This window comes from Pseudomonas sp. HUK17, from assembly GCF_001566765.1.
The window spans coordinates 31,452-55,818 of the sequence record NZ_LSMW01000012.1 but is presented as its reverse complement, the minus strand read 5'-3'; the positions used below and the strand labels follow the sequence as shown (position 1 = coordinate 55,818).

The 24,367-nt window shown below is 66.2% G+C and carries 26 protein-coding genes; 15 read left to right on the top strand and 11 right to left on the bottom strand.

Going from position 1 to position 24,367, the window contains the following annotated elements:
• Window positions 1-516 precede the first annotated feature (516 nt).
• Window positions 517-1,494 (bottom strand): NADPH:quinone reductase, encoded by a 978-nt coding sequence (locus AX284_RS07220; RefSeq protein WP_017641496.1) that lies wholly within the window; start codon window positions 1,492-1,494, stop codon window positions 517-519.
• Window positions 1,495-1,612: 118 nt separating this feature from the next.
• Between AX284_RS07220 and hemF the strand changes: the two genes are divergently transcribed.
• Complete coding sequence (gene hemF / locus AX284_RS07215) at window positions 1,613-2,542, top strand: oxygen-dependent coproporphyrinogen oxidase (protein ID WP_068384387.1); 930 nt, start codon at window positions 1,613-1,615, stop codon at window positions 2,540-2,542.
• A 4-nt stretch (window positions 2,543-2,546) separates the two neighbouring features.
• The gene (aroE, locus tag AX284_RS07210) at window positions 2,547-3,362 is read left to right on the top strand and encodes a shikimate dehydrogenase (protein WP_068384385.1); all 816 of its coding nucleotides are present in this window, start codon (window positions 2,547-2,549) and stop codon (window positions 3,360-3,362) included.
• 112 nt (window positions 3,363-3,474) lie between these two features.
• On the opposite strand, the gene AX284_RS07205 is transcribed toward aroE, so the two are convergent.
• Window positions 3,475-3,900 (bottom strand): hypothetical protein, encoded by a 426-nt coding sequence (locus AX284_RS07205; RefSeq protein WP_068384383.1) that lies wholly within the window; start codon window positions 3,898-3,900, stop codon window positions 3,475-3,477.
• A 70-nt stretch (window positions 3,901-3,970) separates the two neighbouring features.
• Between AX284_RS07205 and AX284_RS07200 the strand changes: the two genes are divergently transcribed.
• Window positions 3,971-4,321: a MerR family transcriptional regulator gene (locus AX284_RS07200; RefSeq protein ID WP_068384381.1), complete on the top strand. Its 351-nt coding sequence runs from the start codon at window positions 3,971-3,973 to the stop codon at window positions 4,319-4,321.
• 187 nt (window positions 4,322-4,508) lie between these two features.
• Here the strand turns inward: AX284_RS07200 and AX284_RS07195 are convergent, their stop codons facing one another.
• Window positions 4,509-5,060 (bottom strand): gamma carbonic anhydrase family protein, encoded by a 552-nt coding sequence (locus AX284_RS07195; protein ID WP_068384379.1) that lies wholly within the window; start codon window positions 5,058-5,060, stop codon window positions 4,509-4,511.
• 44 nt (window positions 5,061-5,104) lie between these two features.
• On the opposite strand from AX284_RS07195, the gene prlC reads away from it, so the two are divergent.
• Entirely contained in the window at window positions 5,105-7,201 is a 2,097-nt protein-coding gene (gene prlC / locus AX284_RS07190; RefSeq protein WP_177323669.1) for an oligopeptidase A, read from the top strand.
• Complete coding sequence (locus AX284_RS07185) at window positions 7,198-7,470, top strand: YheV family putative zinc ribbon protein (RefSeq protein WP_017641503.1); 273 nt, start codon at window positions 7,198-7,200, stop codon at window positions 7,468-7,470. The genes prlC and AX284_RS07185 overlap by 4 nt, the downstream gene beginning before the upstream one ends.
• Before the next feature lie 13 nt (window positions 7,471-7,483).
• Here the strand turns inward: AX284_RS07185 and AX284_RS11915 are convergent, their stop codons facing one another.
• Window positions 7,484-7,642, bottom strand: coding sequence for a hypothetical protein (locus AX284_RS11915; protein WP_160329276.1), 159 nt, complete (start codon window positions 7,640-7,642; stop codon window positions 7,484-7,486).
• 192 nt (window positions 7,643-7,834) lie between these two features.
• On the opposite strand from AX284_RS11915, the gene AX284_RS12085 reads away from it, so the two are divergent.
• The 3 genes from AX284_RS12085 (at window position 7,835) to gloA2 (ending at window position 10,111) form a co-directional block, all read left to right on the top strand.
• A complete protein-coding gene (locus AX284_RS12085; RefSeq protein WP_068384377.1) occupies window positions 7,835-8,293 on the top strand; it encodes an anti-virulence regulator CigR family protein in 459 nt (152 codons plus the stop codon).
• A 262-nt stretch (window positions 8,294-8,555) separates the two neighbouring features.
• Window positions 8,556-9,722 carry a lactonase family protein gene (locus AX284_RS07175; protein WP_064307107.1) on the top strand — a complete coding sequence of 389 codons (1,167 nt, stop codon included), beginning with the start codon at window positions 8,556-8,558 and terminating at the stop codon, window positions 9,720-9,722.
• Window positions 9,722-10,111 (top strand): SMU1112c/YaeR family gloxylase I-like metalloprotein, encoded by a 390-nt coding sequence (gene gloA2, locus AX284_RS07170; RefSeq protein ID WP_068384375.1) that lies wholly within the window; start codon window positions 9,722-9,724, stop codon window positions 10,109-10,111. The genes AX284_RS07175 and gloA2 overlap by 1 nt, the downstream gene beginning before the upstream one ends.
• Before the next feature lie 7 nt (window positions 10,112-10,118).
• Here the strand turns inward: gloA2 and AX284_RS07165 are convergent, their stop codons facing one another.
• A complete protein-coding gene (locus AX284_RS07165) occupies window positions 10,119-11,111 on the bottom strand; it encodes a choline sulfate utilization transcriptional regulator (protein ID WP_153015327.1) in 993 nt (330 codons plus the stop codon).
• Between the two features lie 118 nt (window positions 11,112-11,229).
• Between AX284_RS07165 and betC the strand changes: the two genes are divergently transcribed.
• The 3 genes from betC to AX284_RS07150 all read left to right on the top strand — a co-directional run bounded on the left by betC (window position 11,230) and on the right by AX284_RS07150 (window position 15,536).
• Window positions 11,230-12,729, top strand: coding sequence for a choline-sulfatase (gene betC, locus AX284_RS07160; protein ID WP_068384736.1), 1,500 nt, complete (start codon window positions 11,230-11,232; stop codon window positions 12,727-12,729).
• A 21-nt stretch (window positions 12,730-12,750) separates the two neighbouring features.
• Window positions 12,751-13,668 carry a choline ABC transporter substrate-binding protein gene (choX, locus tag AX284_RS07155; protein WP_068384373.1) on the top strand — a complete coding sequence of 306 codons (918 nt, stop codon included), beginning with the start codon at window positions 12,751-12,753 and terminating at the stop codon, window positions 13,666-13,668.
• A gap of 227 nt (window positions 13,669-13,895) precedes the next feature.
• Window positions 13,896-15,536: a methyl-accepting chemotaxis protein gene (locus AX284_RS07150; protein ID WP_068384371.1), complete on the top strand. Its 1,641-nt coding sequence runs from the start codon at window positions 13,896-13,898 to the stop codon at window positions 15,534-15,536.
• A 17-nt stretch (window positions 15,537-15,553) separates the two neighbouring features.
• On the opposite strand, the gene norR is transcribed toward AX284_RS07150, so the two are convergent.
• Window positions 15,554-17,092 carry a nitric oxide reductase transcriptional regulator NorR gene (gene norR / locus AX284_RS07145; protein ID WP_068384369.1) on the bottom strand — a complete coding sequence of 513 codons (1,539 nt, stop codon included), beginning with the start codon at window positions 17,090-17,092 and terminating at the stop codon, window positions 15,554-15,556.
• A 131-nt stretch (window positions 17,093-17,223) separates the two neighbouring features.
• Here norR and hmpA point away from each other — a divergent pair, with 131 nt between their 5' ends.
• Complete coding sequence (gene hmpA, locus AX284_RS07140; RefSeq protein WP_068384367.1) at window positions 17,224-18,393, top strand: NO-inducible flavohemoprotein; 1,170 nt, start codon at window positions 17,224-17,226, stop codon at window positions 18,391-18,393.
• A gap of 87 nt (window positions 18,394-18,480) precedes the next feature.
• On the opposite strand, the gene AX284_RS07135 is transcribed toward hmpA, so the two are convergent.
• Window positions 18,481-18,708 (bottom strand): DUF1161 domain-containing protein, encoded by a 228-nt coding sequence (locus AX284_RS07135; RefSeq protein ID WP_068384365.1) that lies wholly within the window; start codon window positions 18,706-18,708, stop codon window positions 18,481-18,483.
• A gap of 44 nt (window positions 18,709-18,752) precedes the next feature.
• Window positions 18,753-18,968 (bottom strand): dodecin, encoded by a 216-nt coding sequence (locus tag AX284_RS07130; RefSeq protein ID WP_017641514.1) that lies wholly within the window; start codon window positions 18,966-18,968, stop codon window positions 18,753-18,755.
• A gap of 218 nt (window positions 18,969-19,186) precedes the next feature.
• Here AX284_RS07130 and AX284_RS07125 point away from each other — a divergent pair, with 218 nt between their 5' ends.
• Window positions 19,187-19,510: a DUF883 family protein gene (locus tag AX284_RS07125; protein ID WP_007160170.1), complete on the top strand. Its 324-nt coding sequence runs from the start codon at window positions 19,187-19,189 to the stop codon at window positions 19,508-19,510.
• A 39-nt stretch (window positions 19,511-19,549) separates the two neighbouring features.
• On the opposite strand, the gene AX284_RS07120 is transcribed toward AX284_RS07125, so the two are convergent.
• The gene (locus tag AX284_RS07120) at window positions 19,550-20,446 is read right to left on the bottom strand and encodes a LysR family transcriptional regulator (RefSeq protein ID WP_068384363.1); all 897 of its coding nucleotides are present in this window, start codon (window positions 20,444-20,446) and stop codon (window positions 19,550-19,552) included.
• A gap of 92 nt (window positions 20,447-20,538) precedes the next feature.
• Here AX284_RS07120 and trpB point away from each other — a divergent pair, with 92 nt between their 5' ends.
• Both trpB and trpA read left to right on the top strand, forming a co-directional pair.
• Window positions 20,539-21,747, top strand: a complete 1,209-nt coding sequence (gene trpB / locus AX284_RS07115; protein ID WP_064307113.1) for a tryptophan synthase subunit beta — start codon at window positions 20,539-20,541, stop codon at window positions 21,745-21,747.
• The gene (gene trpA, locus AX284_RS07110; protein ID WP_064307114.1) at window positions 21,744-22,550 is read left to right on the top strand and encodes a tryptophan synthase subunit alpha; all 807 of its coding nucleotides are present in this window, start codon (window positions 21,744-21,746) and stop codon (window positions 22,548-22,550) included. Before trpB ends, trpA begins: the two co-directional genes overlap by 4 nt.
• A gap of 731 nt (window positions 22,551-23,281) precedes the next feature.
• Here the strand turns inward: trpA and AX284_RS07105 are convergent.
• The gene (locus tag AX284_RS07105) at window positions 23,282-23,692 is read right to left on the bottom strand and encodes a DUF2141 domain-containing protein (RefSeq protein WP_064307115.1); all 411 of its coding nucleotides are present in this window, start codon (window positions 23,690-23,692) and stop codon (window positions 23,282-23,284) included.
• Window positions 23,693-23,702: 10 nt separating this feature from the next.
• A complete protein-coding gene (locus AX284_RS07100) occupies window positions 23,703-24,335 on the bottom strand; it encodes an HAD hydrolase-like protein (protein WP_064307116.1) in 633 nt (210 codons plus the stop codon).
• Window positions 24,336-24,367: the final 32 nt, after the last annotated feature.

Below are 24,367 nucleotides of genomic sequence, written 5' to 3'. Positions count from 1 at the left end.
GCCGGGCGGCGAAGCGGGCCCGGCTCGCTGGGGCCTGCCAGACGTGCAGCAGCCAACCCACGGCGACATCCGCCCGGCGCAGCGGCACCAGGTGCAGGTCGAGGCGTACCAGATGACCATCGCGATGGCGCAGGCCCCGGGTTTGGCAGCGTTCGAGGGCGGTCAGCCAGCCGTCCGCCGGGGGTTCCGGGAGCAACAGGCCGACGATGGACTCGCCGACCTTGTCCTGCGCGCTCCAGCCCAGCAGCCGGGCGACGGCCGGGCACCACTGCCCGATGCACCCTTCGGCGGTCAGGGTGATCAGTGCCGTGTCCGTGGCGGTGTCGAGCAGGTTGGCGAGGGGGCTGGAGATGGGCATGACGAGGGCAGCGATCCGGCCGATTCTGGAAAGAGCGTCGAGACCTTGGCGGCCTGACTGTCCGAGATAGACCGGCGTTTACCCCCGTCGTGCCGCCTGGTTACGGGAAACTTAATGGCCGTCACGATTTACCCGGCCAGGCGCGCGAACGTCTAGCCTCAGGGCAGCAGGATGGTCGAGCCGCTGGTCTCGCGGCCTGACAGGGCGCGGTGCGCCTCCTGCACCTCGGCCAACGGATAGCGGCGACCGATGTCCACCTGGATACGGCCATCGGTGATCAGCTCGAACAACTGATCGGCCATGTCCTGCAGCGCTTCGGGTGAGGCGGCGTAGGTAGCCAGGGTCGGCCGGGTTACATAGAGCGAACCCTTCTGCGAGAGGATGCCCAGGTTGACCCCGGTGACCGCGCCCGAGGCGTTGCCAAAGCTGACCATCAGGCCGCGCGGGGCCAGGCAGTCCAGCGACATCTCCCAGGTGTCCTTGCCGACGCCGTCGTAGACCACCGGCACCTTGGCACCCTCGGTTAGCTCGCGGACCCGCGCCGGGACGTCTTCCTGGCGATAGTCGATCACTGCCCAGGCGCCCAGGGCCTTGGCCTTTTCCAGTTTTTCCGGCGAGCCGGCGGTACCGATCAGGCGTACGCCCAGGGCCTTGGCCCATTGGCAGGCCAGGGAGCCGACGCCACCCGCCGCGGCATGGAACAGCACGGTGTCGCCGGCCTGCAGTGGATAGGTCTGGCGCAGCAGGTACTGCACCGTCAGGCCCTTGAGCATGACCGCAGCGCCCTGCTCGAAGGAGACCGCCTCCGGCAGGTGCACCAGATGCCGCTCGGGCAGCACATGGACCTCGGCATAGGCGCCCAGCGGACCGGTGGCGTAGGCGACGCGGTCGCCGGCCTTGAAGCGGGTGACGGCGTTGCCCACCGCCTCCACCACTCCGGCACCCTCGGTGCCCAGGCCCGAGGGCAGCGACGGCGGCGGATAGAGGCCGCTGCGGTAGTAGGTCTCGATGAAGTTGAGGCCGATGGCGTGGTTGCGCACCCGCACCTCGTCGGGGCCGGGCGCGGCGGGTTCGAAATCCACAAGTTCGAGTACTTCGGGACCACCGGTGCGGCTGAACTGGATGCGCTGGGCCATGCTGTCGGTTCCTTATTGACGTGAGCCTTCATCCAAGCCGCAACCGCGGGCCACGTCAACCGGTCGGATACGGGTGTTATGCTCTCCGCCCTCCCCGCCTGTTGTGGAAATCCTTGCGATGAATCCCTCCCTGGAGGCCGTCAAGGCCTATCTGCTCGATCTGCAGGAGCGCATCTGCGCCGCACTGGAAGCCGAGGATGGCGCTGCGCATTTTGTCGAAGACGCCTGGACCCGGCCGACCGGCGGTGGTGGCCGTACCCGGGTCATCGCCGAGGGCGCCCTGCTGGAAAAGGGCGGTGTGAACTTCTCCCATGTGCATGGCGACAGCCTGCCGCCCTCGGCCAGCGCCCATCGTCCGGAACTGGCCGGGCGCAGCTTCGAGGCCATGGGCGTGTCGCTGGTCATGCACCCGCGCAATCCCCATATCCCCACCGCCCACGCCAATGTGCGCTTCTTTCTCGCCGAGAAGCCCGGCGAAGCGCCGGTCTGGTGGTTCGGTGGCGGTCTGGACCTCACCCCCTACTACGGCAACGAGGCCGACTGCGTGCACTGGCACCAGGTCTGCCATGACGCCTGCGCACCTTTCGGCGCCGACGTCTATCCGCGCTACAAGGCCTGGTGCGACCGCTATTTCCACCTCAAGCACCGCGGCGAACCGCGCGGCATCGGTGGCCTGTTCTTCGATGACCTGAACGACTGGGACTTCGACACCTGCTTCGCCTTCCAGCGCGCCATCGGCGATGCCTTCGTCGACGCCTACCTGCCCATCGTCCAACGCCGCCGTGACCAGCCTTATGGCCAGGCCGAGCGGGAATTCCAGGCCTATCGTCGTGGGCGCTACGTGGAATTCAACCTGGTCTACGACCGTGGCACCCTGTTCGGCCTGCAATCCGGCGGCCGCACCGAGTCCATCCTCATGTCGCTGCCGCCCGAGGTGCGCTGGGGTTATGACTGGAAACCCGTACCCGGCTCGCCGGAAGCGCGACTGACCGATTTCTTTCTCACCGACCGCGACTGGCTCGCGCTCGCCCCGACGCCTGCAGGATAGCCCCATGGATCGCTACGCCGTCTTCGGCAACCCCATCGCCCACAGCAAGTCGCCGCTGATCCACAGCCTGTTCGCCGACCAGACCGGTCAGCGCCTGCACTACGGGCCGCTGCTGGCACCGCTGGACGGCTTCACCGAAAGCGCCCGCAGCTTCTTCCAGAGCGGCCTGGGCGCCAACGTCACGGTGCCCTTCAAGGAAGAGGCCTACCAGCTGTGCGACGACCTCACCCCGCGCGCCCGGCGCGCCGGGGCGGTCAACACCCTCAAGCGCCAGCCTGACGGTCGCCTGCTGGGCGACAACACCGATGGCGCCGGGCTGGTGCGGGACCTCACCGTCAACGCCGGTCTGCAGCTGGCTGGCCAGCGCGTCCTGGTGCTGGGCGCCGGGGGCGCGGTACGCGGCGTGCTGGAGCCGCTGCTGGCCTGCCAGCCCGGGCAACTGGTGCTGGCCAACCGCACCGAACTCAAGGCGGTGCAGCTGGCGCGGGAATTCGCCGAGCTGGGGCCTATCGAGGTGGCCGCCTTCTCCACCCTGCGCGAGCCCTTCGACGTCATCATCAACGGCACCTCCGCCAGCCTCGGTGGCGGTCGTCCGCCGCTGTCGGAAGCGGTGATCGGCCCCCAGACCGTGACCTACGACATGATGTACGGCAAAGACCTGACCGCCTTCAATCGCTGGGCGCAGGACGAGGGTGCCTTCCATACCCTGGACGGCCTGGGCATGCTGGTGGAACAGGCCGCCGAGGCCTTCGAACTCTGGCGCGGCGTGCTCCCCGACGGTGCGCCGGTGCTGGCGGAGTTGCGGCGGCAGCTGGGTTAGTTCCGGGATGCTGTTGGGCTTCGCTGCGCTCAGCGCCAACCTACGGCCATGGCCGCGATCAGTTGTAGGTTGGGTTGAGGTGGCTCCATCACCGAAGCCCAACGGGCCGCGGTCAGCCCGCCAGCCGGGGCTGAAGTCTGCCGGAGGTCGAAGACACCGGCCACGCCTGGGCGATGCCGAAGCCGATTTCGATCACCAGGAACATTGCCAACAAGGGACTGGCACCCTGGTACAGCGCCCAGGCCTGCCACAGGGCGAACAGGCCCCTGGCCACGGCGTCGTAGCGCCCCAGTGCCACCGAGGGGCTGGCCAGCCGCAGCGCCGCCCAGACGCATACCACTGAGCCGAGCAGGTTGCCCAGTAGCAGGGCTTCCGGGCTGAAGGTCGCCAGGGGGGCGAATCCCAACCACTGCCCCAGGGCGTCGAGCTGCCGCAGCAGCCAGGCGAGACTCCAGGGGGTGGCGAAGGGCGCGGTGACCAGCAGATCATAGAGGGCGCTGGCACGGACCAGTCGCAGATAGGGCGCAAGCTTCCACATGGACGGACTTCCTAGAACAGAGGAAATCCAGTGTCGACCCTGGAGCTAGGTCCAGGGTCAAGGAGAACGGATGCGTATCGGCACCCTCGCCCAGGCCACCGGCCTGAGTCGCGACACCCTGAGATTCTACGAGCGCCAGGGGCTGCTCAAGGCGCCGCGGCGGGCCAACGGCTATCGTGACTATCCGCCCGAAGCCGTGGAATGGCTGGGCTACATCCGTACCGCCCAGCGACTGGGTTTCAGCCTGCAGGAAATCGCCGCCAACCTGGAGGACGTCGAGCGCGCTGCCGATCCCGACGCCTATCTGCAGGAACTGCTGCGCGACAAGCTCAGGGTCATCGAGGCGCGCATCGACGAATTGCAGGCGTTGCGTGGGGTGCTGTATTCGCGCCTGGGTGAAGCCTGTCCGCTGCGGACGTAGCTGAGCGTTGGGCTTCGCTGCGCTCGACCCAACCTACGGCCGTGAGCGGCGATCGCGGCCATGGGCCGCTCCTACCATTGCGTTGGAGCCTGTAGGAGCGGTCGTATCGACGGACCGCCATGGCTGTGATCAGTTGTAGGTTGGGTTGAGGCGGCTCCATCGCCGAAGCCCAACAGGACCAGGCCTGCTAGGCCCCCTCCTCCCCGTAGCCTTCAGCCAGATGCTGGTCCTTGAGCTTCACGTAGTTGCCGGCGCTGTAGCTGAAGAAGGCGAGCTCCTTTTCCTCCAGCGGGCGGATCTGCTTGACCGGACGGCCGACATAGAGGTGGCCGCCTTCCAGCCGCTTGCCCGGCGGAACCAGGCTGCCGGCGCCGATCACCACGTCATCCTCCACCACCGCGCCGTCCATGACGATGCTGCCCATGCCCACCAGCACCCGGTCGCCAATCGTGCAGCCGTGCAGCGTCACCTGGTGGCCGACGGTGACGTCGCTGCCGATCAGCAAGGGATAGCCGTCCGGATTGAAGGGGCCGGCGTGGGTGATGTGCAGCACGCTGCCGTCCTGGATGCTGGTGCGGGCGCCGATCCGGATACAGTGCATGTCGCCACGGATCACCGTCAGCGGCCACACCGAGCTGTCTGCGCCAAGGCTCACGTCGCCGATCACCACCGCGGTGGCATCGACGAAGGCGCGTTCGCCCAGGTGCGGGGTCTTACCTTGGAAGGTCCTTATGGTCACGATAGATACCTTTTCTCGTCGGAAGGGTCTTGAGACCTATTAGGATGGGCTCCATATATAACTGTCAAAGCCATCGCCCCGAGGGGAACGCCGTGAGCGCCAGCAATCCGCTGCTTCAGTCCTACGACCTGCCGCCCTTTTCCGCCATCAAGCCCGAGCACGTCGAGCCGGCCATCGACACCGTCCTGGCCGAGAACCGTGCCGCCCTGGCCAAGCTGCTGGAGACCCAGAAGGAACACCCCACCTGGGCCGGCCTGGTGCTGGCGATGGACGAGCTGAACGATCGGCTGGGTCAGGCCTGGAGCCCCATCGGCCACCTCAACGCCGTGTGCAACAGCGCCGAGCTGCGCGCCGCCTACGAGGCCTGTCTGCCCAAGCTGTCGGCCTACTCCACCGAGATCGGCCAGAACAAGGATCTCTTCCAGGCCTACAGCCGCCTGGCTGAAAGCGAAGAAGCCAAGGGCTTCGACGCCGGCCAGAAGACCACCCTGGAACACGCCCTGCGTGACTTCCGCCTGTCCGGCATCGACCTGCCGCCGGCCGAGCAGCAGCGCTATGCCGCCATCCAGGCGCGTAAGTCCGAGCTGGGCAGCAAGTTTTCCAACCAGTTGCTCGACGCGACGCAGGCCTGGACCAAGCACCTCACCGATGAAGCCGCCCTTGCCGGCCTGCCTGAATCGGCCAAGGCCCAGCTGCAGGCCGCCGCCCAGGCCAAGGAGCTGGACGGCTGGCTGGTGACCCTGGAATTCCCCAGCTACTACGCGGTGATGACCTACGCCGACGACCGTGCCCTGCGCGAGGAAGTCTATGCCGCCTATGCCACTCGCGCCTCCGAGCAGGGCCCCAACGCCGGTCAGTTCGACAACGGCCCGGTGATGGAAGAACTGCTCGACCTGCGCCAGGAACTGGCGCGTCTGCTGGGCTACGCCAACTACGCCGAGCTGTCGCTGGCCACCAAGATGGCCGAGAGCAGTGATCAGGTGCTGGGTTTCCTGCGCGACTTGGCGGTGCGCTCCAAGCCCTTCGCCCAGCGCGACCTGGAAGAATTGCGCGCCTTCGCCGCCGAACAGGGCGTGCAGGATCTGCAGAGCTGGGACACCGGCTACTTTGCCGAGAAGCTGCGCCAGCAGCGCTACGCGCTGTCCCAGGAAGAGGTCCGCGCCTGGTTCCCGGTGGACAAGGTGCTCTCCGGCCTGTTCGCCACGGTGCAGAAGCTCTATGGCATCGAGATCGCCGAGCTGCGCGACTTCGAGAAGTGGCATCCCGACGTGCGCCTGTTCGAGATCAAGGAGAACGGCACCTCCATCGGCCGCTTCTATTTCGACCTCTACGCCCGTGCCAACAAGCGCGGCGGTGCCTGGATGGACGGCGCCCGCGACAAGCGCCGCGATGCCCAGGGCCGGCTGATCGATCCGGTGGCCTACCTGGTCTGCAACTTCACCCCGGCCAGCCCCGGCAAGCCGGCGCTGCTGACCCATGACGAGGTGACCACCCTCTTCCACGAATTCGGCCATGGCCTGCACCACCTGCTGACCCGCGTCGAGCACGCCAGCGTCTCCGGCATCAACGGCGTGGCCTGGGATGCGGTGGAGCTGCCCAGCCAGTTCATGGAGAACTGGTGCTGGGAGCCCGAGGGCCTGGCGCTGATCTCCGGTCACTACGAGACCGGCGAGCCGCTGCCCCAGGAACTGCTGGACAAGATGCTGGCGGCCAAGAACTTCCAGTCCGGCCTGATGATGCTGCGCCAGCTGGAATTCTCGCTGTTCGACTTCGAATTGCACGCTACCCATGGCGACGGTCGCAGCGTGCGCGAGGTGCTGGAAGGCATCCGCGACGAGATCTCCGTCGTACGGCCGCCGGCCTACAACCGCTTCCCCAACAGCTTTGCCCACATCTTCGCCGGCGGTTATGCGGCGGGCTACTACAGCTACAAGTGGGCCGAGGTGCTGTCCGCCGATGCCTTCGCCAAGTTCGAGGAAGAAGGCGTCTTCAACCCCGAGACCGGGCGCGCCTTCCGCGAGGCCATCCTGGCCCGCGGCGGCTCCCAGGCGCCCATGGTGCTGTTCGTCGACTTCCGCGGTCGCGAGCCCAGCATCGACGCCCTGCTCCGCCATTCCGGGCTGAGCGAGGAGGCGGCGTGAGCGAGCCGATCCGCAAGAGGTTCATCGCCGGGGCGGTCTGCCCGGCGTGCCAGGCGCAGGACACCCTCAAGATGTGGACCCAGGACGGTACGCCCCACCGCGAGTGCCTCTCCTGCGGCTACAGCGACACCCTGGACGAGCGTGGCAATTCGGTCCCCAAGGAATTGCCGACGCGGGTCAATATCAGTGCGCTGAAACCCAAGAAGCCTGATCCTAAGGTGCAGGCCGTGCAGTTCTTTCCCAATCCCAAGCTGAAAAAGCCGGAATAGCGAAAGGCGACCTTCAGAAAAGCCGCGCCCGGTCATCCAGGCGCGGCTTTTCCGTTTCCAGGCTGGGGAAAATCGATCCGCGCACGGCTTGAGTGCAGGCGAAAACGAGCGTCAGCGCAGGGGGGTCCCAGGCTTTATCCACAAAAAGCGGATTCGATAGCCAGCCGATCATCTTTTTAATCTATTGATAATAAAGGGATTTTATTGAGTCTCTGATTGGCGTCAGGGTTTTCTCCTGAAGTTATACCGATTTTATCCCCGATTTATCCACAGGCTGAAGAGTCCTGGAATGACTTGGGAGTCTTTTCCTGCAATCAGACTCCAAGTGGATAGCCGACGCCATCGTCCCTGACGAGGAAATCCCATGCGTACCGTCCTTTCTGCTGCAGTCCTCTGTCTGATAGGCAACCTGGCCCTGGCCGCGCCGCCGGAACATGGACCGGGAGGACCCAAGGGGCCGCATGGCCCAGGCTGGCAGGACCAGGGCGGTCCGCATGGCAAGGGACCGGGTCCCGAGTCGCGTGGCCAGGGTCGCCCGGGTGCCGGACCGGGTGCCGGCGGCCCGCCGGATCTGGGACCGGCGCGGGAGCGTATCCAGGCGCTGCGCGGCCAGATCGGTCGCGGGGGCGACCTGCCGCCGGGGCTGCGTCTGGAGCGCGGACGCCCTCTCCCACCTGGTTATGGCCGACCGCTGCCGCCGGGTATCGCCCGCCAGTTGCCGGACTACCCGGGCTACGAATGGCGGCGTCTGGGAGCCGACATGGTACTGGTCGCCGTGGGCACCGGGATCGTCTACGCCATCCTGCAAGGCGTACTGGACTGACCGGGACGATTCTTTTAGCGGTAGCCAAGGAGTAGTGCCGAGCTCACCGCAGGCTCTGGCACAGACTCCTTGGGCCTGCCGGCCCGGCGGAACTGGCCGGCGCGCCATCGCAGGCGATAAATGGAGAAAGACCTCTGGCACAGTGCCAGCCTGGATTTCAGTAGAATAACCGCCGCGCGCGGCCGCCCTCCGCCTTCAGACGGTAGGGAAACCGGGCCGCTTCGTATCGGTCTCAACGCCCATCGCTCGCCAAGGATTTCCCATGAGAGCTCTGCCCCGTCTGCTGCCGCTGGCCCTGTTCGCCCTGCTCGTGGGGCATAACGCCCCAGCCCGCGCCGAACCCGGTCTGTTCAATCTGCTGGTGGGCAGTTACACCGCGGGCAGCAGCCAGGGACTGTATGTCTACCGCTTCAACAGTCGTAATGGCCAGATCGATGGCCCGCTACGGATCGTCAAGGCCTCCAATCCGTCGTTCCTGACCCTGTCCCGCGATGGCCGCACCCTGTTCGCCGTCAACGAGAACGGCCGCGGTTCGAGTGGCGACAGCATCGGCCGGGTCACCTCCTATCGTTTCGAACCGGGCAATGGCCGCCTGCAGCAGATCAGCCAGGTCAAGAGCCTGGGCGACGAGCCGACCCATTCCAGCCTCAGCACCGACGGCAAGTTCCTGTTCGTGGCCAACTACTCCAGCCTGCCGGAGGGCTCGCTGGCGGTGCTGCCGATCCAGGACGGCGGCGTGCTCAGTCCGGTGGCGCAGATCGAATTCCACCAGCCCAGCGAACAGCACCCGCGCCAGCAGTCCAGCCATGTGCACGCGGCGGTGACCACTCCGGACGGCCGCTTCGTCTTCGCCCCGGATCTGGGCGCCGACAAGGTATTCGTCTATCGCTATCTGCCGCAGCAGCCGGAGCGACCGCTGGTGGCCGCCGAGACGCCCTTCGTGCCGGTGCCGGAAGGCAGCGGGCCGCGCCACCTGGTGTTCAGCGCCGATGGCCGCTACGCCTACCTGACCCTGGAGCTGGCCGGCCAGGTGATGGCCTTCGCCCACCAGGACGGCATGCTGCGGCAGTTGCAGAGCTACAGCCTGACGCCCCAGGAATTCACCGGCGAGCGGGATGCCGGGGCCCTGCACCTGTCCGGCGACGGACGTTTCCTCTATGTCGCCAGCCGTGGCACGGACAACCAGCTTGCCGTGTTCGCGGTCAATCCCGACGGTACCCTGACCTTTGTCGAGCGCCATCCGGTCAACGGCCTGTCGCCGCGGGAGTTCGCCATCGATCCGTCCGGGCGGTACCTGCTGGTGGCCAACCAGAAATCCAACCAGCTCAAGGTCTTCGCCCGGGATCCCGACAGCGGCAAGCTCGGCGATGAACTGCAGAGCCTGGACGTCGGTGCTCCGTCCGACCTCAAATTCGTCGCGGTACCCTGATGACCCACTTCGACCGTCTGCACCATGTGGCGCTGATCTGCGCCGACTACGAACGCTCCCGGCACTTCTATACCGAGATCCTCGGGTTGCCGGTGATCGCCGAGACCTATCGCGAGGCCCGGCGCTCCTGGAAGCTGGATCTGGCAGTGGGCACGCATGCCCAGCTGGAGCTGTTCTCCTTTCCCGATGCCCCGCCCAGGCCGTCGCGCCCGGAGGCCCAGGGCCTGCGCCACCTGGCTTTCGCCGTGGCCGACCTGGACGCCACCGTCGCCCACCTGCACGGCCATGGCGTGGTCACCGAGCCGATCCGTACCGACGAGCTGACCGGCAGGAGATTCACCTTTTTCGCCGATCCGGACGATCTGCCACTGGAAGTCTACGAGCGCTGAGTTCGGCTCAGGTCGCCAGCCGTGCGCCGGCCAGGGACTCGCGTGGCATCTCCAGCTCTTCCAGCAGCCAGTCGAGAAAGCGCTGCACCAGCCGCTGGCGCCGCTTGCGCTCGGGCAGGATGGCGTAATAGCCGTAGCGCGAGGTGGCCAGTCCGGCGAAGGGACGACAGAGCAGCTCCTGCTGCAGCAGGTCGTCCACCAGGTGGCGCCAGCCGATCGCCAGGCCCTGCCCGGCAATGGCCGCCTGAATCACCAGGGTGTAGTTGTCGAAGCTCAGCACCGCGCTGGACGGTGCCGCGGTCAGGGGCGCCAGGTCCAGCGCCGGCAACAGGGTCTTCCAGTCGTACCAGCGACTGTTGGGCGCCGCCTTGAGGTGCAGCAGCGGCCAGCGCCCCAGCTCCGTGGCGGGCAGCGGCGGTTGCCGGCCCTGGAGCAGCCGCGGACTGCACACCGGAAAGACTTCCTCGCGAAACAGCGGCCAGGCCTCGCCATGCTTGAAGCGGCCGTCGCCGAAGCCCAGGGTGATGTCGATCTCCGGGCCGGGCAGCGGCACTCGATCGCTGGTGACCAGGCTGACGTCCAGCTCCGGATGGCGGGCATGGAAGCGCGGCAGGCGCGGCAGCAGCCAATAGGCGGCGAAGGCGAAGTCGGTGGCCACCTGCAGGACTTCATGGGCAGGCCGGGCGGTGACCAGGCGTACCCCTTCGTCCAGGGTGGCGAGGCCGGCCTCGACGTATTCCTGCAACAGCCGTCCGGCTTCGGTGAGCAGGATGCCGCGATGGACCCGATCGAACAGCCGCACCTGCAACTGGGCTTCCAGGCGCTTGATCTGCTGGCTGATGGCCGGCTGGGTGGTGCCCAGTTCGCTGGCCGCCGCGGTAAAGCTCAGGCGGCGCGCCACCACCTCGAAGGTGCGCAGGCTGTCCAGCGCCAGCGCCAGGGCAGGGCGGTCGGCAGGCGTAGTGGCGTCCAAGGTGAAATCCCTGTGAGGGTCAGGCATAAGCCCAGCTTATCCGAAACATCATCTTCTATGCCCTTCACGTGATTTTCCTGGCGTCGGATGATGGGTTATCCATAAGCAACCCTGATTCGAAGCGGAGGCCCTCTTGTCCAAGCCGATGAACATCCTCTTTCTCATGGCCGACCAGATGGCGGCGCCCATCCTACCGCTGTACGACGCCGCCTCGCCGATCAAGCTGCCGAATTTGCAACGCCTGGCCGAGCGCGCCGTGGTGTTCGACTCCGCCTACTGCAACAGCCCGCTGTGCGCGCCCTCGCGCTTCACGCTGGTGAGCGGCCAGCTGCCGTCGAAGATCGGCGGCTACGACAACGCCGCCGATTTCGCCGCCGACATCCCTACCTACGCCCACCACCTGCGCCGCCTCGGCTATCGCACGGCGCTGTCGGGCAAGATGCACTTCTGCGGACCGGATCAGCTGCACGGCTACGAGGAGCGCCTGACCAGCGACATCTATCCCGCCGACTATGGCTGGGCGGTGAACTGGGACGCGGCGGACGTGCGCCCGAGCTGGTACCACAACATGTCCTCGGTGCTGCAGGCCGGGCCCTGCGTGCGCACCAACCAGCTGGATTTCGACGAAGAGGTGGTCTTCAAGGCGCGTCAGTATCTCTACGATCACGTGCGTCGCGGCGATGACCAGCCGTTCTGCCTGACCGTGTCCCTGACCCACCCCCACGATCCCTACACCATTCCCCGCGAATTCTGGGACCTGTACGACGACGTCGACATCCCCCTGCCGGAAGGCACCATTCCCCAGGCCGAGCAGGACCCCCACAGCCAGCGCCTGCTCAAGGTGATCGACCTCTGGGACAAGCCGCTGCCCGAGGCCAAGATCCGTGACGCCCGCCAGGCCTACTACGGTGCCTGCAGCTATGTCGACGCCCAGGTCGGCCACCTGCTCAAGACGCTGGAGGAGTGCGGCCTGGCCGATGACACGGTGATCGTCTTTTCCGGCGACCACGGCGACATGCTCGGCGAGCGCGGACTCTGGTACAAGATGCACTGGTTCGAGATGGCCGCCCGGGTACCGCTGCTGATCCATGCGCCCGGGCGCTTCGCCCCGGCGCGGGTGCAGGCCTCGGTGTCGACCATGGACCTGCTGCCGACCTTCGTCGAGCTGGCCGGCGGCAGGCTGCCAGCGGAGTTGCCGCTGGATGGTCGTTCGCTATTACCGCACCTGGAAGGCCGGGCAGGGCATGACGAGGTCATCGGCGAATACCTGGCCGAGGGCACCGTCAGCCCGCTGCTGATGATCCGCCGCGGCCCCTACAAGTACATCCACTGCGAGCTGGACCCGCCACTGCTGTTCGATCTGCAGAACGATCCGCTGGAACGCGAAAACCTGGCCGCCAGCCCCGACTATGCCGAGCTGCTCGCCAGCTTCCAGGCCGAGGTCCGCCAGCGCTGGGACCTGGCGCGCCTGCATGGCGAGGTGCTGGCCAGCCAGCGGCGGCGGCGCTTCGTCGCGGCGGCCCTGGAGCAGGGCGAGCGGACCAGCTGGGATCATCAGCCCTTCGTCGATGCCAGCCAGCAATACATGCGCAATCACATCGATCTCGACGACCTGGAGCGTCGCGCCCGCTACCCTCAACCCTGAACCGCTAACTGGAGCACGGCCATGAAACACGGAATCATCGCTACGTTCACGCTGGCCCTGGTCAGCCTGTCGGCCCAGGCCGAGGATCAGGCCTGTGGAACGGTTCGCCTGGCCGATCCGGGCTGGAGCGACATCGCCGCCACCAACGCCCTCACCGGCGCGGTCCTGGGCGCGCTGGGCTACACCAGCAAGGTCGAGACCCTGGCGGTGCCGATCATCTACGGTGGCATGCGCAACGGGCAGGTGGACGCCTTCCTCGGCAACTGGATGCCGGCGCAGCAGGCGCACTATGACCAGTTCGTGAAGACCGGCCAGGTGACCGAGCTGGCGCAGAACCTGGTCGGTACCGAATTCACCCTGGCCGTACCCACCTATGTCTGGGAGGGCGGGGTGAAGAGCTTCGCCGATCTGGCCAAGCATGCCGACCAGTTCGGCAAGAAGATCTACGGTATCGGGGCCGGCGCGCCGGCCAACCAGTCGCTGCAGAAGATTATCCAGGACAACGAATTCGGCCTGGGCGGCTGGCAGCTGGTGGAATCCAGCGAGCAGGCCATGCTGTCCCAGGTCGGGCGCGCGGTGAAGCGTGACAAGTGGGTGGTCTTTCTCGGCTGGACGCCGCACCCCATGAATGTCGACTACCCGATCAAGTACCTGACCGGGGGCGACAAGTATTTCGGTACCGCCGGCACGGTGAACACCCTGACACGCAATGGCTACGCCGAGCAGTGCCCCAATCCGGCCCGGTTGCTGACCAACATGAAATTCACCCTGGACATGGAAAACGCCGTCATGAGCGCCGCACGGGACAAGGGCGGCAGCTACGAGGCCGCCGCCAAGGCCTGGCTCAAGGCCCATCCCCAGGTGCTGGAGCCCTGGCTGCAGGGCGTCACCACCCGCGCCGGCCAACCCGGCTTGCCGGCGGTACAGCAAGCGCTCTGATCCTTTCCCTCGTCCGGCATCCCCGTGGTGTCGGACGCTGCTCCATGCCCTCCCTAGCCGTTCTGGCCACCGTCGTTCCCTTCCCTGACCAGCCGATAGACGTAGACGTTTTGGCGGCGAGCTGCCTTGAGCTCCCCGGCGAATTCGGTCACTAATTAATGGTGTTAACTAAATAGCCGGACAAACAACAACAAAGCTTGCCGCTCGTGCGGCCGCGAGGCTCGTCCATGGAAAGGTTTTCCCATCTGCGACTGGGGCTGAAACTGCAAATCGCCTTTTTCAGCTGCGCGCTCATCACCCTGATCATCGGCGGCCTGGGCAGCCTGGGCGTTGCCCGACTCTCCAGCGGTCTGCAGCAGGTCTTCGCCCAGGACCTGGTATCGGTGGCCAAGGTCGCCGAGGCCAAGGCCGCGGCCATTTCTCACAACCGTGATCTCTATGTGGTGCTGTCGATGACCATGGGGCGTGCGCCCGCCGTGGAGATCGCGCAGATGCGCACCTGGCTGGAGGCGGACCGCCAGGCCAGCGAGCGCGCCTTCGCCCACTATCGCGCGCTACCGCTGCGGGCGGAGGAGCGGGCGCTGGGGACGCCGCTCGAAGGGCAATGGTCAGCCTATCAGGACAGTGCGACCCGGGTACTCAAGGCACTGGAAAGCGGCGACATGGCGCCGCTGCCTGATCTCCTGCGTCAGGAAGTCTTTCCCCGCTATTTGCAGGTGATGGCCACCTTCGACGCCCTGAGCGCCCTCAAGGATGAGCAGATCGGGGCGGGTGCCGAGCAGGCCGCGGCCACTGCCGAAGGCATCAAGGCCAAGCTCTATGGTGGCATCCTCGTCGCCTTCATCGTGGCGATCGGCTTGGGGTTGCTGATCACCCGCTCCATCACCAGGCCCCTGAGCATCGCGGTGGCCAGTGCCCAGCGCATTGCCGCCGGGGATCTGAACGGCGTGATCCACAGCACCCGACGGGACGAACCGGGCCAGTTGCTGCAGGCGCTGGAACGCATGCAGGGGCAGCTCAGGGGTACCCTGCAGGAGATCGGTGACGCCGCCAGCCGGCTGGCCAGGGCCGCCGCAGGCCTGGATACCGTCACCGACGCGAGCGCTCGCGGCCTCACCCGGCAGCATGATGAGATCCAGCAGGCGGCCACCGCGGTGACCGAGATGACCACCGCCGTGGAGGAGGTGGCGCGCAATGCGGTGTCCACCTCCGCGGCCTCGCGCAACGCCAGCCAGGAGGCGAACAGCGGGCGCACCCAGGTGCAGGAGGCGGTCGCCACCATCGCGAGTCTGAGCCAGGCGCTGGGCACCTCCAGTGTCACGGTGGAGCAATTGGCCGAGCGGGTGCGCAGCATCGGCAGTGTGGTGGATGTCATCCGCGGCATCGCCGAACAGACCAATCTGCTGGCGCTGAACGCCGCCATCGAAGCCGCTCGGGCCGGCGATCAGGGACGGGGCTTCGCCGTGGTGGCCGACGAGGTCCGCGCCCTGGCTGCGCGCACCCAGGCCTCCACCGGCGAGATCGAGCGGATGATCGGCGGCGTGCAAGAGAGCGCCGTGCAGTCGGTTCGCGCCATGGGCGACAGCCAGAGTCTGGCCCAGGCGACCCAGGCCGCCGCGCACGCCGCCGATCAGGCCCTGGCGCACATCACCCAGACGGTGGGCGGCATCAACGAGCGCAATCTGGTCATCGCCAGCGCCGCGGAAGAGCAGGCCCAGGTGGCGCGGGAGGTGGATCGTAATCTGACCAACATCCAGCAGTTGTCGACGCAGACGGCGACGGTCGCCCAGCAGACCCGCCAGGCCAGCCAGGAGCTGTCCCAGGTGGTGGGCACCTTTACCGGTCTGGTGGCGCGTTTCCGCTTCTAGGCGCTAGGCCGGACGCTTCACTTGAGCCCCAGCCGCCGCGCCAGGCGGGCGAGATTGGCGCGGTCCAGGTCGAGGGCGGCGGCGGCCAGGGTCCAGTTCTGGCCATGCTGTTCCAGGGCCAGGGTGATGGTCTGGCGCTGGAAGGCCTCCGTGGCTTCGCGCAGGGAGGTGGCGGGCAGGACGAGATCCTCGTCGGGCAGCGCCGTGGTGCCCAGCGGCAGGCCGAGCTGCTCGCTGTCCAGGGTCAGGATGCCGCCGCGTTCCTCGCTGCCGGCATGGGCCTTGAGCGCCGCCCGGCTGATGAGGTGCGACAGTTCGCGCACGTTGCCCGGCCAGGCGTAGGCCAGCAGGGTGCGCTGCGCCGCGGGTGTCAGCCGGAGGCCGCGCAGGCCCAGGCGGGCGCGATTCTGCTCCAGGTAGAAACCGGCCAGCAGCAGGACATCCCGGCCACGCTCGCGCAGGGCCGGTACCGCCAGCGGATAGACGCTCAGGCGGTGGTAGAGATCGGCGCGAAAGCGTCCGGCGCGCACGCAGTCGGCCAGGTCGCGGTTGGTGGCGGCGATGATGCGCACGTCCACCTTGAGATCGCGATCCGAGCCCAGCCGCTGCAGTTGGCCGCTCTGCAGCACCCGCAGGAGCTTGGCCTGCACCGTCAGCGGCAATTCGCCGACCTCGTCGAGAAACAGGGTGCCGCCATCGGCCAGTTCGAAGCGCCCGCGGCGTTCGCTGACGGCACCGGAAAAGGCGCCGCGCACATGGCCGAAGAGTTCGCTTTCCACCAGCGCCTCGGGCAGCGCCGCGCAGTTGAGACTGATCAGCGGCCGCTGCTGGCGCAGGGAGCGGGCATGCACGGCTTCGGCCACCAGTTCCTTGCCGACTCCGGTCTCACCGGTGATCAGCACCGTCAGATCGCTGGCCGCCACGGTGTCGATCTCCTGGCGCAGCCGCAGGCTGGCCGGACTCTGGCCGATGAGTTCGCGAGGCCGCTGGTGCCCCACCGATTGCTGATAGGCCACGGTCAATTCGTGCTCGCTGACGATGCGGGCGGAGAGCTGACCAATGCGCTCGGCGGCGGCCACGGTGGCGGCGGCCAGGCCGGCGAAGGCGGCGAGGGTGGTGAGATCCTCGGGTCGGGCATTCTGCGCCTGCAGCGAATCCAGGGTCAGCAGGCCCCAGAGCTGGTCCTGCACATAGAGCGGACAGCCCAGGCAGTCATGGACCTCCAGATGCCCCTGCACGCCTTCCACCAGGCCATCGTAGGGATCGGGCAGGTCGCAATCGAGGGCGAAGCGAGTGGGCGCGCGACTCGCCAGCAGCAGGGCCAGGCGCGGGTGCTCACCGACCTTGAAGCGGCGTCCCAGGGTGTCGGCTGCCAGCCCGCGCACCGCCAGGGGCACCAGCACCTCGCCATCCAGGCGCAGCAGGGCCACCGCATCGAAGGGCAGGACCTGGCGCAGGGCATCGAGCAGACTGGCGTAGCGTTGTTGATCGGGCAGGTCGCGGGCCAGATCCGCCACCAGCGGTACCATCACATCGAGCAGAGTGGGGCGGGTCAATTTGACCTCGGCGAGTCATAGGGACCTGGTCATTATGACCTGCGCACTGGCTAAAAGCCTGATCCAGGGCAAGTTTTAGGCTGGCACGACTCGTGATAGGGACAGGGCAGTCCTGTTTGGAGATCCTTGCCATGCTGTCATCCGACCAAAAAGCCATCATCACGGCTACCGTCCCCCTGCTGGAAACCGGGGGTGAGGCCCTCACCCGGCATTTCTACGCCAAGTTGCTGGGCGACAATCCCGAGATCCGCCCGCTGTTCAATGGCGCCCACCAGGCCAGTGGTGCCCAGGCGCGAGCGCTGGCCCGGGCGGTGCTGATGTACGCCCGCTACATCGATCGCCTGGATACCCTGGGGCCGCTGGTGGAGCAGATCGTCAACAAGCACGTCTCCCTGCAGGTCCAGCCGGATCATTATCCACTGGTGGGTATCGCCTTGCTGCAGAGCATTCGCGAGGTGCTAGGGGCCGAGGTCGCCACCGATGCGGTGATCGATGCCTGGGCTGCCGCCTATGGTCAGCTGGCCAACCTGCTGATCGGTGCCGAGGAACAGCGCTATGCGGCCCAGGCCGAGGCGCCTGGAGGCTGGCGCGGTGGACGCCCGTTCCGCATCGCGCGGATCGAACCGGAAAGCGAAGAGATCAGCTCCTTCTACCTGGAGCCGGTGGACGGCCTGCCGACCAGCATCGCCCAGCCCGGCCAGTACCTGGGTCTGAGCCTGACCCTGGACGGAGTCGAATACCGACGCAATTATTCGATTTCGGCAGCCAGCGATGGCCAGGGCTATCGCATCAGCGTCAAGCATCAGCCAGGTGGGGTGGTTTCGCGTTACCTGCACACCGATGCCCATGAAGGCGGCGTGTTGCAGGTCTTCGCGCCAGCCGGCGAATTCGTCCTGCAGGAATCGACCAAGCCGCTGCTGCTGATCGCTGGCGGCGTCGGCATCACGCCGCTGTTGCCCATGGTATCGGCGGCCCTGCCCAGCGGCCGGCCGATCCAGCTGATCCACTGCACCCGCCATGTCGGGGTGCAGGCCTTCGGACACTGGCTCGAAGAGCAGGCCGCCCATCATCCGCAATTGCAGCTGTACTTCTGCTACAGCGAGCCGGTGGCGGAGGAGGCCTATGCCTCGCGATTGGACCGGACGCGCCTGCAGCGCTGGTTGCCCAAGGATCGCGACCTGGACGCCTACCTTCTCGGCCCGCAGCCCTTCATGGCCCAGGTGCGACGGGATCTGCTGGAGCTGGGGGTGCCGGAAAAGCAGATCCGTCACGAATTCTTCGGACCTGCTACGGACCTTTAGATGCGACAACGCCCGCCACCTCTCGGTGGCGGGCGTTGCATCGGCAGCGGCCGGCACTACCTTGGGCAGCACCCGGCAGCCGGAGACCTAGCGACGCTGGTAGACGATTTCCTTGCTACCGCCTTCGCAGTTACCCACCACCTTGGCGGAGGCGCTGGCGCTGCCCTTATCCACCACCTCAAGACTGTAGTGCGCTACCTGCTTGGCCTGCAGCTTGGCATCGATATCGGCCTTGACCGTGTCGCACGAAGTGCCAGCGGCGAAAGCTCCGCTGCTCAGGGCCAAAAAACCGAGGGTAATCACGACTCTACGCATCTTGCCTGTCCTTTTGCGAGGGGAGGGAGGTCTTGAATAGCTGCTCAGCTGGCTTCGATACGGAAGCCGATCTTCAGGGTGACCTGATAGTGCGCCACCTTGGCGTCCTGGATATGACCGCGGATTTCACCCACTTCGAACCATTCCAGGTTCTTCACCGACTTGGAAGTCTCGGCGAGGGCATTATTGATGGCGTCCTCGACACTGGTGGTGGAAGAGCCAACGATTTCCAGCTTCTTGTAGGTGTGATGATCGGACATGAAAATCTCCTGGGTCAGCAATGACGGGCGCTGCAGCGGATAGCCGGCAACGCGTTGACCGGTGTCGCGGTCGACTCGCCGGGAAGGGTGCCTCTGCCATTTGAGGCTGCGAAAGGTCCCGATAAGTTCACTGCCCAGGCTCTCGGATACGGCTATGCAGCACTTTCCAACGGCTCGGTAGTCACATTTCCTGAATCCGTCCATCTCAGGAGGTTGTCATGGCCCGTAATACCGACTACCAGGCGTCCATCGCCAGCATCGAGAACGAAATCAACAGCCTGCTCGACTCGCTGGCATCGCTGAAGAAGAACGCGGCGCGCGAATCCCGCAGCAGCCTGAATTCCTTCAAGAGCACCGCTCGCGAAGCCCTGCATCATTCGGGCGATTCGCTGGAAGAAGTCTATGACGACGTGCGTCGCCTGACCCGTCAGTACGGCCGTGCCGCCAGTGGCGTGGCGCGCGAACATCCCTGGGCCACCGTCGGCATCGCCGCTGGCGTGACCGTTCTGGTCGGCTGGGCGCTGCTGCGCGGCGACCACTGATCGTGGCAGTTCGAGGCATCCCACGGGATGCCTTGGGCGCTAGCGCTCGGCCAGCTCCTGTCTGAGCCAAGCCGCCAACCGCTCCACCCGCTCATCCGCCAGCCGACCCGGCGCCCATAGCGCCAGCTCCGCACCGGTCGTCGCGAAGCCCCAGGGCGCGACCAGCCTGCCCGCCTTCAAATCCGCCGCTACCAGTGGTTCCGGTGCGATCGCCACTCCCAATCCCGACAGCGCCGCCTCCAGCAGGTAATAGAGGTGCTCGAAGCCCTGCCCGTACTCCAGCACCGGTGCCGCCAGGCCCTGAATGGCGAACCACTGTGGCCAGGCCTGGGGCCGCGACAGGGTGTGCAGCAGTCGCTCCGCCAGCAAGGCCTGCAGCTCACCGTCCCTGAGCCGCAGATAGGCCGGGCAGTAGGGACTCAGCACGGGCCCGATCCGCTCGGGCGCCAGGTGATAGGGCATTACGTCCTGGGGCGGCGCCGTCTCGGTGAACAACAGGCTGGCGTCCAGGCCGGCAGCGGCCAGCGGGGTGTCGTCGGTACGGGTCGAAAGGTGCAGGCGCAGCTCCGGCAGATCGCGATTGAGGCGATCCAGTCGCGGAATGAACCAGCGGGCCACCAGGCTGCCCGGGCAGCCCAGCACGAAGGGTCCCTGGCGACTGCCAGCCTTGAGTTCAGCGCACACCTCGCGTAATCGTTCGAAAACCTCACCGCTCACCTCGCGCAGGCGCAGCCCGGCCTCGGTCAACGCCAGCCCCCGCCCTTCACGGCGAAACAGCGCCACCCCGAGCTGTTCCTCCAGTGCACGAATCTGGCGACTCACGGCGCCGTGGGTCACATGCAGTTCATCTCCGGCGCGACTCATACCGCCCAGACGAGCGGTGGCTTCAAAGGCACGTAGGGCATTCAGGGGAGGCAGGTCGCGGGGTTCGCTCATCTGTGAGATTTCCTGACGGGTCATCGCGATCTTATCGATTTATCACTGGCACTCAAGCAGGTAAGGTAGATCCATCTTCGCAGGAGAATCCCATGACCCAGACCGCCTATCGCCAGGGCCCCGACGCTCAAGGCATGTTCGGCCAGTTCGGTGGCCGCTATGTCGCCGAAACCCTGATGCCGCTGATCCTCGATCTGCAGCGCGAATACGAGACCGCCATGGAAGATCCGGCGTTTCTCGAGCAGCTGGCCTATTTTCAGCGCGACTACATCGGCCGGCCCAATCCGCTGTACTTCGCCGAGCGCCTGACTGAGCATTTCGGTGGTGCCAAGATTTATCTCAAGCGCGAAGAGCTGAACCACACCGGCGCGCACAAGATCAACAACTGCATCGGCCAGATCCTGCTGGCCAAGCGCATGGGCAAGACCCGCATCATCGCCGAGACCGGCGCCGGCATGCACGGCGTGGCTACCGCCACCGTGGCCGCGCGCTTCGGCCTGCCCTGCGTCATCTACATGGGCACCACCGACATCGATCGCCAGCAGGCCAACGTCTTCCGCATGAAGCTGCTGGGCGCCGAGGTGATTCCGGTCACCGCCGGTACCGGTACCCTCAAGGACGCCATGAACGAGGCCCTGCGCGACTGGGTGACCAACGTCGCCGACACCTTCTACCTGATCGGCACCGTGGCCGGTCCGCACCCCTATCCGGCCATGGTCCGCGACTTCCAGGCGGTGATCGGTCGCGAGACCCGCGCGCAGATCCTGGAAAAGGAAGGGCGCCTGCCCGACAGCCTGATCGCCTGCGTCGGCGGTGGCTCCAATGCCATGGGCCTGTTCCACGAATTTCTCGATGACACCGACGTCGCCATCGTCGGCGTCGAGGCCGGTGGTCACGGCGTGAACACCGACAAGCACGCCTCCAGCCTCAATGGCGGAGTGCCCGGGGTACTGCACGGCAACCGCACCTTCCTCTTGCAGGACGACGACGGCCAGATCATCGACGCCCACTCCATTTCTGCCGGTCTGGACTATCCCGGCATCGGCCCGGAGCACGCCCACCTGCATGATGTGCAGCGGGTGGAATACGTACCGATCAACGATGACGAGGCGCTCACCGCCTTCCACCAGACCTGCCGTCTGGAAGGCATCATCCCGGCCCTGGAATCCGCCCACGCCCTGGCCGAGGCCTACAAGCGCGCGCCGCACTTGCCCAAGGACCACCTCATGGTGATCTGCCTCTCGGGCCGCGGCGACAAGGACATGCAGACCGTGATGAGTCACCTGGGAGACAAGCTATGAGCCGTCTGGAAACCCGCTTCGCCGCGCTGAAGGCCGAGGGCCGCGCGGCCCTGGTCACCTACACCACCGCGGGCGATCCGGACTATGCCACCGCCCTGGCCATCCTCAAGGGCCTGCCGGCGGCCGGCGCCGACGTCATCGAACTGGGCATGCCCTTCACCGATCCCATGGCCGACGGTCCAGCCATCCAGGCCGCTGCCCTCCGTGCCCTGCAGGGTGGCCAGAATCTGGCCAAGACCCTGGAGATGGTGCGTGACTTCCGTCGTGGGGAAGGGGAGACTCCACTGGTGCTGATGGGCTACTACAACCCCATCCATCGCTATGGCGTGGAGCGCTTCCTGGTGGAAGCCGCCGAAGCGGGCGTGGATGGCCTGATCGTGGTCGACCTGCCGCCCGAGCACGACGCCGAGCTGGCGCTGCCGGCCCAGGCCGCCGGTATCGACTTCATCCGTCTGACCACCCCGACCACCGATGACGCCCGCCTGCCGCGCGTACTCAACACCAGCTCCGGCTTCGTCTATTACGTATCCGTCGCGGGCGTGACCGGTGCCGGCTCGGCCACCACCGAGCACGTCGAGGCCGCCGTGGCGCGCCTGCGTCGTTTCACCGACCTGCCGCTAGCCGTCGGCTTCGGCATCCGTACCCCGGAGCAGGCCCGGGTGATCGCCCGGATCGCCGATGGCGTGGTGGTGGGTTCGGCATTCGTCGACCAGATCGCCAAGGCCGAATCCTCGGGCGCTGCCATCGATGGCGTGCTCGGCCTCTGCAAGCAGCTGTCGGACAGCGTACGCACCGCGCGCTGAGCACTTGCCAGTGCTTGAAAAGACCGCCTAAAGCGGTCTTTTTTATGTCTGAATGCTTTGCAAACTGTGCATAAGGTTGTGGGCAGTCTGTTCGCTACCGGCGCAAAGCCGCGTGCCAGAAGGGCTGCGGGGATACTGACCTTGTTGATCGAATTGGCGACGGTCAGATTCAACCGGTCAGGCTGCGGACGATTGCCTGTCGTGCCGTCATTGCTTGACAGGTAAAGGCTGTGGATAAGCCCTGGGCAAGTTGTCAGCAACCGTTGGGGCAACTGTCCAAGGAAAATTGCTCAATAAATAACCAATTCCGCTCAGGCTATGCATGACCCCAGAAGACTTTTCTCCTGGCGGGTTTGCCCACATCTGCTGTGTGCGTGCCTGTGGAAAAGATGTGGGACCTGATCTGTACGCCAGGGCTGGCAAGGCCTGCAGAGGATCGTACAAAAAATGATCAATACTGTTTCAGGCGTTTTCCACAACCCACAATAGCGTTGCATAGGGCTGTGGATAGGTTGTTTGTCCAGTGCCAGAGACCAGAGCTGGCGCGGTCTCCAGAGGATCGATCAAATAATGACCAGTTTTTCGAGATATGCCCGAGTCAAGGGATTTCTTTCGCCAGCCCAAGGAGTTATCCACGCCTGTTCAGCTCGGAGTTCAGCGATCGCCGCTAAAAGCCATGTGGATAACTCTGTTGATTTTCTGTTTGGAAGCCTGTGCATTAAGCCTGCGTCCTAGCGCAGCGTCACCTGTTGGCGCAGACCGGCAGCCGGTAGGGTGAAGGCACATTCTTCGAAGGTGGCCATGCGCATGCGCAACGGCGGATTGTTGCTGTAGCCGTATTGTTCGGTGGGCATGCCGATGAAATTGGTATCCAGCTGGCTGTTGCTGTTGCTGTCGTGGATGACCGACACGGCGTAGCGTCCGGGCGGCAGGTCGAAGCGCTGTTCCTGGGCACCTGCCTGTGCAGCGAGATGCGCCTGGGCCACCGGCGTCTTGTGCGCCTTCCAGGCCTCTTCGCTATCGAATACCGCCAGCAGCAACTGGCCTCCCGAGGCATCGACCGTCTCCACCCGCACCTGCAGCTCGGCGGCGTGCAGCACACCACTCAGACAAAGACCAGCGACCAGCAACAGAGACTTCATGGACATTCCTTCAGCAGGGGGAGGGCCGCAGCCGCAACAGCTCGACCGGGTGTTCGAAGAAGAGATCGGGCTGCTGCGCACGCAGCGTCACCGGGCAGCCATAGCCCCAGGCCACGGCCGCGCAATCCAGCCCGGCGCGGTGCGCAGCCTGGAGATCGCGCAGCTCGTCACCGACATAGAGCGCCTCGGCCGGTGCGATGCCCTGGCGGCGGAGCAACCGTGTCAGGCGCCGGGCCTTGCCCAGCAGGGGGATATCGAATTCGCCATCAGGGAACAACCGTCCGGCCTGGGGCAGTACCTGGTGGACGGCCGCGGCGGAATTGGAGGTCGCCAGACCCAGCGCCAGGCCGTTGGCCTGGAGCCGGTCGAGGGTGGCGGGAATCTCGGCGAAGGGCGCCACCTGGTCGCCGCGCTGGACCAGCAGGCGGCGATAGTGGCGGGCGATGCGCGGTACCTGCCACAGCGGGATGCCCAGGCTGTCGAGCAGGCCGGTCAGGGAGGCGGCGCGCAGCCGGGGCCACTCGTCGGCAGCCGGCTGCCGAAAGCCATGGGTTCGCGCCAGCTCGCCCAGGCAGCTCAACAGAAAGGGCAGGCTGTCCGCCAGGGTGCCGTCGAAGTCGAAGATGACGTAGCGATAGCTCATGCGAGAGAGGCGCGGTGGGCGAAGGCGCCAGC